The sequence below is a fragment of the Kutzneria chonburiensis genome, assembly GCF_028622115.1.
GTDB classification, from domain to species: domain Bacteria; phylum Actinomycetota; class Actinomycetes; order Mycobacteriales; family Pseudonocardiaceae; genus Kutzneria; species Kutzneria chonburiensis.
This window is the reverse complement of the sequence record NZ_CP097263.1, coordinates 8,535,699-8,548,927: the sequence shown is the minus strand read 5'-3', so window position 1 is coordinate 8,548,927 and position 13,229 is coordinate 8,535,699. Positions and strand designations below refer to the sequence as shown.

At 71.4% G+C, this 13,229-nt stretch carries 14 protein-coding genes and 1 other RNA gene; 5 read left to right on the top strand and 10 right to left on the bottom strand.

Going from position 1 to position 13,229, the window contains the following annotated elements:
* Position 1: 1 nt before the first annotated feature.
* The 5 genes from M3Q35_RS39940 to M3Q35_RS39920 are packed head-to-tail and all read right to left on the bottom strand — an operon-like array spanning position 2 to position 5,553.
* The gene (locus M3Q35_RS39940) at positions 2-172 is read right to left on the bottom strand and encodes a hypothetical protein (RefSeq protein WP_273937755.1); all 171 of its coding nucleotides are present in this window, start codon (positions 170-172) and stop codon (positions 2-4) included.
* A complete protein-coding gene (locus M3Q35_RS39935; RefSeq protein ID WP_273937754.1) occupies positions 169-1,917 on the bottom strand; it encodes a hypothetical protein in 1,749 nt (582 codons plus the stop codon). The genes M3Q35_RS39940 and M3Q35_RS39935 overlap by 4 nt, the downstream gene beginning before the upstream one ends.
* The gene (locus M3Q35_RS39930) at positions 1,914-4,811 is read right to left on the bottom strand and encodes an ATP-binding protein (protein WP_379794520.1); all 2,898 of its coding nucleotides are present in this window, start codon (positions 4,809-4,811) and stop codon (positions 1,914-1,916) included. The genes M3Q35_RS39935 and M3Q35_RS39930 overlap by 4 nt, the downstream gene beginning before the upstream one ends.
* The gene (locus M3Q35_RS39925) at positions 4,786-5,277 is read right to left on the bottom strand and encodes a hypothetical protein (protein WP_273937752.1); all 492 of its coding nucleotides are present in this window, start codon (positions 5,275-5,277) and stop codon (positions 4,786-4,788) included. The genes M3Q35_RS39930 and M3Q35_RS39925 overlap by 26 nt, the downstream gene beginning before the upstream one ends.
* A 6-nt stretch (positions 5,278-5,283) precedes the next feature.
* Complete coding sequence (locus tag M3Q35_RS39920) at positions 5,284-5,553, bottom strand: hypothetical protein (protein ID WP_273937751.1); 270 nt, start codon at positions 5,551-5,553, stop codon at positions 5,284-5,286.
* 386 nt (positions 5,554-5,939) lie between these two features.
* Here M3Q35_RS39920 and M3Q35_RS39915 point away from each other — a divergent pair, with 386 nt between their 5' ends.
* Complete coding sequence (locus M3Q35_RS39915) at positions 5,940-6,260, top strand: hypothetical protein (protein WP_273937750.1); 321 nt, start codon at positions 5,940-5,942, stop codon at positions 6,258-6,260.
* A 120-nt stretch (positions 6,261-6,380) separates the two neighbouring features.
* On the opposite strand, the gene rnpB is transcribed toward M3Q35_RS39915, so the two are convergent.
* Positions 6,381-6,769, bottom strand: an RNA gene (rnpB, locus tag M3Q35_RS39910) — RNase P RNA component class A.
* A gap of 318 nt (positions 6,770-7,087) precedes the next feature.
* Between rnpB and ssuE the strand changes: the two genes are divergently transcribed.
* Entirely contained in the window at positions 7,088-7,639 is a 552-nt protein-coding gene (ssuE, locus tag M3Q35_RS39905) for an NADPH-dependent FMN reductase (protein WP_273937749.1), read from the top strand.
* Here the strand turns inward: ssuE and M3Q35_RS39900 are convergent.
* Genes M3Q35_RS39900 through cobC form a run of 4 tightly spaced genes read right to left on the bottom strand, consistent with a single transcriptional unit; the run spans position 7,636 to position 11,349 of the window.
* Positions 7,636-8,718 (bottom strand): bifunctional RNase H/acid phosphatase, encoded by a 1,083-nt coding sequence (locus tag M3Q35_RS39900; protein WP_273944653.1) that lies wholly within the window; start codon positions 8,716-8,718, stop codon positions 7,636-7,638. The two genes, ssuE and M3Q35_RS39900, sit on opposite strands and share 4 nt — an antisense overlap.
* A gap of 2 nt (positions 8,719-8,720) precedes the next feature.
* A complete protein-coding gene (locus M3Q35_RS39895) occupies positions 8,721-9,458 on the bottom strand; it encodes a zinc ribbon domain-containing protein (RefSeq protein WP_273937748.1) in 738 nt (245 codons plus the stop codon).
* Positions 9,455-10,306 (bottom strand): Nif3-like dinuclear metal center hexameric protein, encoded by an 852-nt coding sequence (locus tag M3Q35_RS39890; RefSeq protein ID WP_273937747.1) that lies wholly within the window; start codon positions 10,304-10,306, stop codon positions 9,455-9,457. The genes M3Q35_RS39895 and M3Q35_RS39890 overlap by 4 nt, the downstream gene beginning before the upstream one ends.
* A complete protein-coding gene (cobC, locus tag M3Q35_RS39885) occupies positions 10,303-11,349 on the bottom strand; it encodes an Rv2231c family histidinol phosphate aminotransferase CobC (protein WP_273937746.1) in 1,047 nt (348 codons plus the stop codon). Before cobC ends, M3Q35_RS39890 begins: the two co-directional genes overlap by 4 nt.
* 22 nt (positions 11,350-11,371) lie before the next feature.
* Here cobC and M3Q35_RS39880 point away from each other — a divergent pair, with 22 nt between their 5' ends.
* From M3Q35_RS39880 to M3Q35_RS39870, 3 genes are read left to right on the top strand one after another with little or no spacing between them, the layout of a single operon-like run.
* Entirely contained in the window at positions 11,372-11,827 is a 456-nt protein-coding gene (locus M3Q35_RS39880) for a low molecular weight protein-tyrosine-phosphatase (RefSeq protein WP_273944651.1), read from the top strand.
* Positions 11,806-12,651, top strand: a complete 846-nt coding sequence (locus tag M3Q35_RS39875; RefSeq protein ID WP_379794519.1) for a fructosamine kinase family protein — start codon at positions 11,806-11,808, stop codon at positions 12,649-12,651. The genes M3Q35_RS39880 and M3Q35_RS39875 overlap by 22 nt, the downstream gene beginning before the upstream one ends.
* 10 nt (positions 12,652-12,661) lie before the next feature.
* On the top strand, positions 12,662-13,213 hold the full coding sequence (locus M3Q35_RS39870) for a DUF1349 domain-containing protein (RefSeq protein ID WP_273937744.1): 552 nt from the start codon (positions 12,662-12,664) through the stop codon (positions 13,211-13,213).
* The last annotated feature ends 16 nt before the right edge of the window (positions 13,214-13,229 follow it).

Genomic DNA, 13,229 nt, shown 5'->3' with positions numbered 1-13,229 from the left:
GTTACCCCCTCTCGCCCCAGCCACCGGCCGGCCCGTCCGACTCCGCGACCTCCAGCCCGCGCGACGGCCGGTAGATCATGTGCACCGGTCGCCCGGCGATCACCTCCACCTCGGCCCGCCGCGGCTCGACCTGCGGCCGCTGCCCACTCACCACCTGCGACGGCACGATCACCGCGTCCTCACCCCGCCGCTCCCAGCTCCGATCCACCACCGGCGGCGTGTCCACCGTCCGCGACGCCATCGGACCGACGATGCCGCCGCCGGCGACCGGCAGCGCCGCGGCCGCACCACCCCGGCCTGCAACGCCCGTGTGTTGCCGGCCGTGAGTTCCGTGCCGTTGACGTCCAGTCGCTGCGCCGTGGCCTGGATGGAGTTCGCCTCCGGGCGGTACCGGCGGCCGCCCCGCTGGGCGGCGGCGATCTCCGGCGGCAGATGCTCGCCGTCCCGCACGTGTTCCCAGAAGGCTTCCTGCGCCGAGCTGTCGCCGGCCCGGCGCCCACGCATGCGAGCCCAGAGCCCACCGCTGGAGCCGGCCAGCTGCGAACCCATGGCCCCCACCGACAGCTGCACCATCTGCATCATCCGGCGGCCCGGCTTGCCGAGCATGAAGAACGCCACGGTGACCAGGCCGGCCAGCAGCATCTGGGTGAGCAGCGGCAGACCGTGCGCCGGGTCGAAGATCCAGGTCAGCACCAACGTGTCCAGGCCGGCCAGCGCCGAGATGATCACGACGTTGAGCAGCGCGGCACCGGCCGCGCGGCCGATCTTGCGCAGCAGGTCCGGGAACACGATCGAGGCAAGGCCGATCAACGGCCCGGTCAGCACGACGATCCGCAGCAGCACCTGCGCGAGCAGGATCGCCGCCTTGGCCAACAGCTGGAACAGGGAGAACACCAGCGCCTGGAACAGCGCCAGGAAGCCGTCGCCCGTGCGACTGCCGTCGGTGCCGTCGAAGTAGCCCGTCGCGCTGCCGAGCTTTCCCCGAATGTCCACATAGGACTGCTTCTTGGCGTTGGCGTTGTTCGGGTCGGCGTCCTTGTTCTGGTTCTTCTCGTCGATGCTGAAGGCCTGCGCACCGACCAGGTCCTTGCCGAACTGGGTTGCCTGGGGCGCGTCCGGCGAGCCGAACTCGCCCCGCAGCCAGTTCCGGTAGATCACATTGGTGTGCAACATGGTCGGCAGCGCGTCGTTGTCGCCGAGACCGACCTCCTGAAGGAAGCCGGCCTGGAGCTCGGACGTGCCGAAGATGAGGACCTTGTCCAGCACCTGGGTATAGACCAGCGGAGTGAGATACGCGGCCGACGCCAGCCATAGCCCGGCCAGGGCCCAGGTGGTCCGCTTGCCGATGGACGCGAGATCGCCCTTCCAGATTTGCCTGAAAAGTAGCAATGCCAGTCCGAGCGCGGCCAATGCCAGCAGGGGCGCGAAGACGCCGTTGTACAGCGCCTTGGCACCGGTGTCGACGAGATTGTCCAGCGGCTTGACCAGGTAGTTGCCGAGAATGGCGTAATGCAGGCCGTTGGTCGCGCCGACGATCACCTTGGTGACGTTGAACAGCTCATTGCCGACCCAGGTGTCGATGGTCGCGCTCGGGCTGGTCATCGAGCTGATCGAGCCGCAGTTCGGGTCGTAGAAGTGCCAGCTGAGGCCGGCGTACCCGTACTGGAAATAAACCGAATCCTTCTCGCCGTGCGCTATCGGCGGGTCCAGCGCGCCGACCATGCCCGCGCCCGGCCGCTCCGGGTTGGGCGCGCAGTCGGTCGGCGCGGCCATGGCCGGCGAGCCGATGAACGCCTGGGCGGCCAGCAGCGATCCGACCACCAGCAGCGCGCGGCCGCGTCTGCTGGTGCGGCGGAGCAGCCGCCACGCCATCAGGGTCAGCGTGGCGGCGAGGAGAACGGCCAGCAGGGCGGTCATTCCTGCTGGCTCCGCTGGTGCGGAGGCACCTGCACGAGCGATTCGCGGTCGGGCCGGGGCGCCTCGACGTCGGCCTCGTCGATGAGGCCTACCTCGAGCTCGGCGGCGAGGTCGTCGTCGTAGGAGTCGTAGCTGGGCTCGATGCCCTCGGGCGGCATGCCGGACTCGAGGCCCTCGGGTGAGGGCACGGGAGGTAGCTCGGCCAAGGCGGCGCGTTCGGAGCGCTGGGCGTCGGGGGTGGTGTCCATGGCCTTGCGCAACGGGTCGAGGTGGGGGCCGGAGAAGTCGATCCGGATCCGCTCGACGCCGCCGGCGCCGTCGCCGAAGACGAACTGGCGGGGGGCGGTGTCGCGCTCGGTGCCGGTGCGGTGGGAGCCGGGGCGACGGCCGAGGCTGGCGATGACCTGCTCGTAGCCGGCGCCGACGGGCACCTTGAGCAGGCGCAGGGCATCGGCCTGCGCTTCGTCGTCGTCGAGCCGGCCGACGAAGACCGAGTCGAGCAGGGCGACGAAGCCCTGGATCTTGAGGAAGTCGGCCGGGATCTGGCTGGACAGCATGACCCGGACGTTCCACTTCCGGGAGTCACGGGCGAAGCGGTTCATCAGCACCCGGCCGGTCGGCACCTCGGACAGGAAGAACGCCTCGTCGATCCAGACGCCCTTGCGCATGTCCTTGGGCCGCTCGTAGACCGACCGCTGGGTGAGCCAGGCGGCCAGGTTGAGCATCTCGACGCCCAACGCCTCGGCGTCGGTCCAGTGCTCGCGGCCGACGCCGTCCTTGGGCAGCGTCAGCCCGGCCATGGTGAGCACGGTGAGCCGGTCGTCGCGGGTCTCCGAGTACGGGTCGGCGCCGAACTCGGGGATGAGCAAGGACATCCGCTCGCGCATCTCGTCGAGGAAGTCGGCGACGACGACGGCGTGCTCGTGGTGCTCGGAGGCGTCCCGGCGCAGGGCGTCGAACACGAGCCCGGGGTGCGCGTCGGGACGGCCGCCGACCATGCGGACGGCGCGCAGCAACACGATGCGGGTCTGCGGCAGCCGAGCGACCTCGTACGGCAGCAGGCCGGACAGCACGTCCAGCACGAGCCGCCGCCGGGTGGCCGCGGCCAGGGCCTTCTCCCGCCGCCAGGCCCGCTCCGGATCCTCCTCGTCGAGGAAGTGCTCGATCAGCGGCTCGGCCACCACCCGGTACGGGTTGAGGATGCCGGGCTGCGCGTTGAGCAGGTTGATCGGCCGCGCGTACGGCTTGAGCTCGGGCAGCTCACACAGCGCGGCCAACGGCCCGGACGGGTCGAGCAGCGTCCAGTAGGCGCCGGACCGCAACGTCTTGTAGACGATGCCGCCGCCGAGGAACGACTTGCCGCCGCCGAGACCGGCAACCATCGCGGTCAGGCCGGACCCGTCGCGGACCTCCTGCGCCATCCACGGGTCCCAGGCGACGGGACGCCGGGTCGCGGTGCAGGTCTCGCCGAGCAGGATGCCGCGCCGGTCGCCGACCTCGGCGGTCGCGGTCGGCACGGCCGAAGCCGCCCACACCACGGAGCCGCGCCGGAGATAGGCGGCGGAGGCCAGCGGCTCGCCGGGGATGAACTCCCGGGCCATCGCGTACTGGGCCTCGGGGTGCTCGATGGCGACCTTCGGCTTGTACAGCTCGAGCAGGCTCTGGGCCAGCCGCAACGCGTCACGCTGGCTGGAGCCGGACACGGCCAGCCGCCACCACGAGCGCACGCGGGTGCCCAGCGCGGTGAAGCCGGAGGTCATCTCGTCGTCGATCTCCAGCACCCGGCCTGCCTGGCGGACCAGCGACTGCGGCGGCTCGAGGTCGTGCTCGTCGGTGTAGTGCCGGACCTGCGACCGGACCTTGTTCATCTGGCGCTGCAACTCGCCGCCGACCTCCTCGGGCCGGCGGACGTAGATGCGGGCCGACCATTCCACGGACGCCGGCAGCCGGTCGGCGCGTTGCACCCACGGGTCGTCGATCTCAGGGATCTGCAGGCCGTGCATGGGGCCGACGGTGAGCACACAGACGTGTCGCCCGACACCGGCGTTGGAGCCGGTACGGCCGCGCACGGTGACGGTCGGCGAGTACGGCTCCTGGTAGAAGTCGGCCGCGTCGGTGAAGCTGGCCAGGTCCTCCGGCTCCCAGGTGTCGGACGGCACGGCCGGCATGTTGCGCGGCGCCGGCAGCCCGAGCGAGCAGGAGCGGTGCATCAGCCAGGACATCTCGTCGGCGCTGACCGGGCGGCCTTCCAGACCGGCCGAGCCGATCACCTGGTCGAGGTACTCGACCTCGCTGTCCAGTGCGACCAGCTCGGCGTCGACGGCCGCCGGGAACACCCGGCGCAGCAGCGGCGCGGCCCGTTCGACGGCCCGGTCGACGACGTTGCGGACCTGCACCTGGACGCCGAGGTAGACCTCCTTCTCCGCCATCGACCGGCCCATCAGCTGCTGCTGCTCGCCGATCATGTAGTCGTCGAAGGACAGCCCGCCGGGCGCGTCCGGCAGCCGGTTGAGCGCGTTGTGCACGTGCGCCTCGGCCCACATCCGGATCGGGTACGGCCGGGTGGTGACGCGCAGGTGCATCCAGCGGCCCTGCAACTCGGCGTACTGGCCGGCGATGGCCGCGATCAGGTCCTGGCGCTGCGAGTCCGACCGGAACGACCAGCGCTGCGGCGAGAGCCGGTACCAGGCGTAGACGTCCTGGCCGGTGCGCACCAGGTGGCCGTCGATGCTGCGGACCGCGATGCTCGGGGTGTAGCTGGGGATGGCCTGCTCGCCGGGGAGCCGCCGTCCTCGTGTGCTGTACGCCCGCCTGTCGACCGGTAGCTCGGCGGCAGCATGCTGCGCCACGTGCCGCACCGCGCGGCTGTCACGGTCTCGCCGGCGTCCGAACACCGCGAACCTCCCTGGTACGACTTGCTGCCTGCCGGCGTGGTTGCTGTGCGTGCCGGCCGGGTGAGTTCTCCGCCGGCGGCAGCTGCCGCCGGCCCTGTTTGGCCTGCGGCCGCTGGCCGCTGACCTTGATCCGGGTGGCGGTGACCGCACCGCCGTTGCCGGTCGAGTTCTGTCTGGGTGCGGTCAGCTCACGCACCCACATCGTCACCACGGCGCCGAGCGGGCGCTCGTGGCTGATCCGTGAGCCGACCAGCCGGGTGATGACGACGGTGATCACCAGCGCCCACGCGACGCTGAAGAAGCCGAAGCCGATCCCGATCCGCCGCTCGACGGTGAGGGTGAGGAAGAACACGGCGAGGCCGATGCCCCAGGAGACGTACCGGGCACGCCACGGGAAGGTCGCCTTGGGCGGGCCGAGCCAGACGGCGTCGACCCGGTAGACCTCGTCGTCAGTGCGGATCCGCACGCCCGCTCACCCGGTGAACAGGCCGGCGAGCCACTTGCCGATGTCGACGCCCGCTCCCGTGATCGCGATACCGATGATGGCCAGCGCCACGATGACGCCACCGATGCGGCGCATGACACCCGCGTTGTCGCCCTTGCCGCCGCCGAGCCAGAGCAGCAGCAGCGCCACCGCGAGCAGCAGCAGCGGGACGAGGTTGCCGGTGATCCAGGCTTGCACGTTGTTGGTCTTGAGGGGCGTGTCGGCCACAAGGGTGATGAGGCTGCTGGTGGCGGTCATGTCCTACTCCGGAGTGCGTGGAGTGTTACTTGCCGGGGGCGCCCCCGGTCGGCGCTGGCGAGTACAGCACGAGTGGTGTCGTCCGGTGAAGGAGTCGTCAGCGCCCTGGGTTGATCCAAAACGTTCCCCTCGACCGCGTATTACGTCTAATCTGGCTCCACCCATCATCGGTGGCGAGGGCCGGATGGAGAACACGTGACACGGAATTCTCCCGCTTGCCGGAACAGTTCACCCGCTTGCGACAAAGCTCATCACACAGTGTGCGTCGACAACGGTAACACCGTGACGGACCTGACCTGTTCGGCTGACGGACCTGGCGACCGGGTCCGTGTGCTGCTGGACTTCGGTGACGGACGGCTCACCCCTCCTCAAGCAGGGATGTTCGCATGGCCCAGCAACCCGAGCTAGACCATGGCGAGGACGCCCCACTGCACCCCGCACAGGCTACCGGCCGGGGACGGGTGGCGGGCCGCCGGGTCCAGCGCACGGTGAACTTCGACCAGGAGGTCCTCGACCGGGCCCGGGCCGCCGCCGCGCACCTGGCCGCGCACGCCCCGGAGGCCGGCGTGCGCAGTCTGGCCGACATCATCAACCCGGCCGTGGCCGAGCGGGTGGCGGAGCTGGAGGAGCGGTTCAACTCCGGCAAACCGTTCGAACCGGTCTTCCGCCTGCCGGCGGGCCGCCCCCGCGAATGGCCCGACTCCTGACCCACCCCCGGAACCGCTTCCACGCCCCCCGTTTTTTGTCACATGCGGCGCATACTTGCCTCTGAGCGTCACCTACGGACCGCATGTGCCACCCGCGGGGCGGCGGGGTTGGGTGGGGTGCGGGCGAGTCGGCTTGTAAGCCGGATCCTGTACCTGTTGCCAGGCAGCGGCCATCCATCTCGGCCTGCCGTTGCCGGCAGGCTCCAGCGGCCTACCCGCAGGCATCGGGCGGGCAGCCCTCGAACGCCTGCGCAGGCGCCGCGTGCGGCGCCCTCTTGGCCTTGCTCCGGGTGGGGTTTACCGAGCCACCCCGGTCACCCGGGGTGCTGGTGGTCTCTTACACCACCGTTTCACCCTTACCCGGTCGCGAGCGACCGGGCGGTCTGTTTTCTGTGGCACTGTCCCGCGGGTCGCCCCGGGTTGCCGTTAGCAACCACCCTGCCCTGTGGAGTCCGGACTTTCCTCGGCGGCGGACCGGGGCCCGCCGACGCGGCCGCCCTGCCGACTCGTCCGCGCCGACCAGCCTAGTACGGCGCTGTCCCACGGCTTGGAATGGGCTCGAACACGCGTTGACCGCCTATGGGGCCCGTGCTCTACTCGCTGCATGGCCGCGGATTTCCGACTCACTCGTCGTCGGCACCCGCATTTGGCCATCGGCACATTTCTTCGGTGTCCGACACAATTTCCGGAGAAGCCGGTTCGAGCAGGTCAGATGCCTGGTCGTCGGCATGATTGAGCAGCGGGCCGACCGGGCGCAATGGCGGACTTCGGCACGGTGAATTCGACCGGGAAGACGCCAGGGAAAGTACTGCGGGAAAGAGGTCGCCATGTCGACAGTGCTCTTGCTCTCCGGCAGCCCGTCGCCGGACTCACGAACCGGCGTGCTGCTCGCGCACACGCGGGAATGGCTGGCCGAGCGCGGGCATGAGGTGCAGACGCTGCACGTGCGCGACCTGCCGACCTCGGCCCTGCTGACGTCCAACACCGAGCATCCGGCGATCCGCGCCGCGGTGAGCCAGGTGCACCGGGCCGACGGCGTGATCGTGGCCAGCCCGGTCTACCGGGCCGCCTACAGCGGCCTGGTCAAGGCGTTCCTCGACCTGCTCGCGGACAACGCGCTGGCCCGCAAGGTGGTGCTGCCGCTGGCCACCGGCGGCACGCAGGGCCACCTGGTGGCGATCGACTACGCGCTGCGCCCGATGCTCACGGCGATGGGCGCGGACCGGCTGGTACCGGGCTGTTTCGTGCTGGACCGGCTGATCCAGCCCGGCGACGACGGCGCGATCGCCCCGGACGCGCGGGCCGCCGTGGACCAGGCGCTCGTTGGTTTCGACGAGGCGCTGGACTCGACGCGGGAGCGGCTCGCGGCCGTCTCCTAGCCCAGGTGCGAGGTGTCGTTGAAGAGCCGGACCGAAGCGTTGCCGTCGGGGTAGAACTCGGCGATCGACAGTGACGCGGTGTCCAGGTGCAGGCGGTAGAGCAGCGACGGGCCGGCGTCCAGGGCCATCCGCAGCAGGCTCTTGATCGGCGTCACGTGACTGACCACGACGATCGTGCTGCCGCCGTACCGGGCGATCAGGTCGTCACGGCCACGCCGCACGCGGCGGTGCACGACGTCGAAGCTCTCGCCGTCGGGCGGCGCCACGGAGGTGTCGCCCAGCCAGCGGCGGTGCAGCTCCGGGTCGCGCTCGGCAGCCTCGCGGAAGGTCAGGCCTTCCCAGGCACCGAAGTCGGTCTCGATCAGGCCGTCATGGGTGGTCAGCTCGACGCCGACCGCGTCGGCGACGGCCTGGCCGGTCTGCCGGGTCCGGGTCAGCGGCGACACGACGACGGCGGCGATGTCGGACAGCTTGGCCAGGCGGGCCGCAGCGGCGGCGGCCTGCTGCTCGCCGAGCTCGCTCAACGCGATCTCGCCGCGGCCGGAGTAGCGGCGCTCGACGGTCAGCGGCGTCTGGCCGTGCCGGAGCAGCAGGAACCGGGTCGGCGTGCCCTGCGCGCCGGTCCACGCCGGCGCTGCGGGCTTCTCGACCACCGGCTTCTCGACAGCCGGCTTCGAGATGCCGGCCTGGGCGTCCATGGCCTCGTTGGCCAGCCGGTCGGCGTGCTTGTTGCGCTCGCGCGGGATCCACTCGTACGTGATCACGGCGAAGCCGCCGGCCAGGTGCTTGGCCTCGGCGTTGAGCGGCTGCATCGACGGGTGCTTGACCTGCCAGCGGCCGGCCATCTGCTCGATGACCAACTTGGAGTCCATCCGCACGGCCACCGTGTCGGCGCCGAGGTCGCGGGCGGCGGTGAGGCCGGCGATCAGGCCGCGGTACTCGGCCACGTTGTTGGTGGTGTGGCCGAGGCCCTCGCTCCGCTCGGCCAGCACGTCGCCGGTGGCGGCGTCGAAGACGACGGCCCCGTAGCCGGCGGGGCCGGGATTGCCCCGGGACCCGCCGTCGGCCTCGACGATCACCTTCACAGGCCGGACTCCGAGGTGCGCACGAGGATCGCGCCGCACTCGTCGCAGGTCACGACGTCGTCCGCGGCGGCGGCCTTGATCGTGGACATGGTGGTGCGGTCGATCTCGATCCGGCACGCGCCGCAGCGGCGGCCGTGCAGCAGGCCGGCGCCGATGCCGCGCTGCGCGCGCACCCGCTCGTACAGGCCGAGCAGCGGGTCCGGGAAGCCCTTGACCATGAGCTCACGCTCGGCGGCGCGCTTGCCCTCGGTGCTGTCCAGGTCGGCCAGCGCGCTGTCCCGGCGGCCCTGCGCGTCGGACAGCGCGGCTTGCGCCTTGTCCAGCTCGACGCGGGCGTGGCTGGTGTCGGCGTCGACGGCCTCGCGGCGCTCCATCAGCTCCAGCAGGTCGTCCTCCAGCACGCCCTGGCGGCGCTGGAGGGTGGCCAGCTCGTGCTCGAGGTCGGCCAGCTGCTTGGCCCCGACGCTGCCGTCGGCCATCAGCTTGCGGTCCCGGTCCTCACGGGCCCGGACCTGTTCGATCTCCAGCTCCTGGCGGCGCACCTCGCGGTCGAGGTCGCCGAGCGAGGTCTCCACGGCGACCAGCGCGTCCCGCTTGGCCTGCACGGTCTGCTCGGCGGTGCCGATCTCGGCCAGCTCGGGCAGCGTGCGCCTGCGGTGGTTCACCCGGCTCAGCTCGGCGTCGACCTCGGCGAGGTCGAGCAGCCTGCGCTGGACGTTGGCGTCAGCTTTCACTGGGTGCCCCCTTGAGGATCGTGCCGGTCGCTGCTCCGCGCGTGCAGAGTCCAGGGGTCGGTCCGGCGGGTGGAGACGAAGGTGTCGACGGTACCCGGCAGGGCCGCGGACACGACGTCCGCCGCCTGCTGGCACCAGGGCCATTCGCTGGCCCAGTGGGCGACGTCGACCAGCGCGGGCTGGTCGGCGCCGGGTTCGAGGTGCTCGCCGGCCGGGTGGTGGCGCAGGTCGGCGGTGACGTAGGCATCCACGCCGGCCCTCGTGGCGTGCCCGAGGTAGGAGTCGCCGGCACCGCCGGAGACCGCGACCGTGCGGATCGGGCGGTCCGGGTCGCCGGCCGCGCGCACACCCCACTCGGTCGGCGGCAGCGCATCGGCGACGCGCTGCACGAACACCGAAAACGGCTCGGCGGCCGGCAGTATTCCGATGCGCCCGATGCCGGTGCGGCTGCCCGGCTCGTGCGGGTCGAGGGGCCGGTCCACGGTCAGTCCGAGCGCCGCGGCGAGTGCGTCGGAGACGCCGGGGTCGGCGGAGTCGGCGTTGGTGTGCGCGCAGAACAACGCGATGTTGGCTCGGATGAGCCGGTGCACGATCCGGCCCTTGGTGCTGTTGGCGGGCACGCCGTGCACGCCGCGGAGCAGCAGCGGGTGGTGGGCGACGATCATCTGCGCGCCTTCGTCGAGCGCCTGCTCGACCGTCGCCTCGACGACGTCGACACAGAACATCACGCGGCTCACCGACTCGGCCGGGTCGCCGCAGACGAGGCCGACGGCGTCCCACGACTCGGCGAACTTCGGCGGGTAGGCGGTTTCTAGCGCGGCGACGACGTCACCAACGGTCGCGGTCATGCCAGCACCTCACGCAAGGCGGTCAGGAGGGGCTCGGTCTGCTCCGGCGGGCGGACGGCGATCCGAATGTGGTCGGCGTCGAGCCCGGGGAAGGTGTCGCAGCGCCGCACGGCGATGCCGCGTTCGCGCAACGCGGTCCGTACATGCAGACCGTCCTTGACGGTCAGCAGCAGGAACGGCGCCGACGCGGGTTCGTTCACGTGCACGCCCGGCAGCTCGTTGAGCGCCGCGATCAGCGTGACGCGATTCGTAGCGAACTCGGCGGCTGCGTGTTCGGCTTCGGCCACGGCGTGCGGTTCGCTGCACGCGCGGAACGCCTCGAGCGCGAGCGTGCCGACCGGCCACTGTGGCCGGTGCGCGGCCAGGCGTGCCAACAGGTCCGGCGCGCCGAGCACGTAGCCGGCACGGAGACCGGGCAGCGCCCACATCTTCGTGAGGCTGCGGAACACCAGCAGCCCGTCGGCGTCGCTGCCGGCCAGCGACTCGCGCTCCCTCGGCACCGCGTCGATGAACGCCTCGTCGACGACCACGACACGGCCGGGCCGGCCCAGCGCCAGCAGGTCCACCGCCGGGTGCAGCACCGAGGTCGGGTTGGTCGGATTGCCGACGACCACCAGATCGGCGTTCTCCGGCACGTCGGCCGGGTGCAGCCGGTAGCCGTCGTCCGGCGACAGCTGGACGCGGTGCACCGGGACGCCGGCGTCGGTCAGCGCCACGTCGGGCTCCGTGAACGACGGGTGCACGAGCGCCGCGAGCCGTGGGCGCAGCTGCGACAGCAGGGCGAAGCCCTCGGCCGAGCCGTTCAGCAGCAGCACACGGTCGGGCGCCACGCCGTGCCGGTCGGCCACGGCCCGCACCGCGGCGGCGTGGTCGGCCAGGGACGGGTAGCTGCCGATCCGGTCGAGCGCGGCGGCGAGCCGGTCGCGCAGCCAGCCCGGCGGGCGCGGCAGCCGCACGTTCACGGCGTAGTCGACCAGACCAGGCTCGGCGTCGACGTCCCCGTGATGGCGCAGGAGTGCGCGCGAGATCGATTGGCTGGTCATCGCGTGGAAGTCTAAGGGGGTGATGGTCAGCTTCATCTGCACCGGCAACATCTGCCGCTCCCCCATGGCCGAGCTGGTCTTCCGCGAGCATCTGCGGAAGGCCGGGTTAGCGGACGTGGTGGAGGTGAACAGCGCCGGGACGGGGCCGTGGCACGTGGGCGAGCGTGCGGACGAGCGGGCGCGGGAGACGCTGCGGCGGCACGGGTATCCGACGGACCACGTGGCGGCGCAGGTGGACAACCGTCACCTCGGCGCGGACCTGCTGGTGGCGCTGGACAGTGGACACGCGCGGACGCTGCGGCGAATTGCCGACGACCCGGACCGGGTGGTGCTGCTGCGCTCGTTCGACCCGGCGGCGGGTGAGGACGTGGACGTGCCGGATCCGTATTACGGCGGGCCGGAAGGCTTCGACGAGGTGCTGGCCATGATCGAGGCCGCGTCGCCGGGATTGCTGGCATGGGTCCACGAGAATCTGTAGTCGAGGCCGTGGCGGAGATCACCGGGCTTGAGCCGGTCTCCGTGCACGGGCTGTCGCCTGCCGTGTGGGAGGTCGAGCTGGCCGACGGCGACCTGGTCGTGGCCAAGCGGACCGACGGGGCGCAGGCCGAGGCGGCGGGGCTCGCTTGGCTGGCCGAGTCGGGCACGGTGCCGGTGCCGGGCGTGCGCGGGCACGACTCGCGGTGGCTGGTGATCGAGCAGGTCGAGCCCGGCAACGCTTCGGGCGAAGCCGCGGAGCGGTTCGGACGGCAGCTGGCGGCGCTGCACGCCTCGGGCGCAAACGCTTTCGGGGAGGCCCCTCCAGGGGCTCCGAGCATGGGCACGATCGGGCTGGCGGCGATGGATTACGCCTCCGAGGCCAGTTGGCCGCGTTGGTACGCGGAGCATCGGATCGTCCCCTATCTGGCCCGGGCGACCGCGCTGACCAGCGCCGAGAAGACCGTGATCGAACAGGTCGTGGAGCGGATCGAGGAGCTGGCCGGGCCTTCGGAGCCGCCGGCGCGGCTGCACGGCGACCTGTGGAGCGGCAACGTGCACTGGGCGGCCGACAGGCGGGTGTGGCTGATCGACCCGGCGGCGCACGGCGGGCATCGGGAGACCGACCTGGCCATGCTCCACCTGTTCGGGTGTCCGCACCTCGATCGGGTACTTCTCGGCTACGCGTCGGAGTCGCCGTTGGCCGACGGCTGGCCGCGCCGGATCCCGCTGCACCAGCTCTTTCCGCTACTGGTGCACGTGGAACTGTTCGGCCGTTCGTACGCACATCAGGCCGTGACGGCTGCGCGGCAGGCCCTCCAGCTGTGAGGATCGAGCCATGATCGACGTGACCGGCTGGCAGTGGCTGAACGAACCGAAATCGTGGTCGGCGGGCGACGCGCTCACCGTGCACACCGACAAGGACACCGACTTCTGGCGCACCACGCACTACGGATTCATCCGCGACAACGGGCACGTGCTGGCCCGCGAGGTGAGCGGCGACTTCACGCTGCGCACGAGGTTCGCCGGCGGCTACACGCACCAGTACGACCAGGCCGGCGCGATGCTCCGGATCGACGCCGAGAACTGGATCAAGACCGGCGTCGAGTACGTGGACGGCCAGCAGCAGGCCAGTGTGGTCGTCACCCGCGGTCTGTCGGACTGGTCGGTGACGCCGATCGCGGCCGCCGAGCAGGTATCGATCGAGATTGAGCGATCGGGTGACACCGTGACTGTGCGCTATGGCGTGGATGGCGACGAGCCGACCACCATGCTGCGGCTGGCCTACTACCCGCCGGCCGTGCCGACGCTGGCCGGCGTGATGTGCGCCTCCCCGGACGGCCCCGGCTACACCGTCGCCTTCGACCGGTTGGAGCTCACCAACCGGTGAGGCATACCGTGGGGTG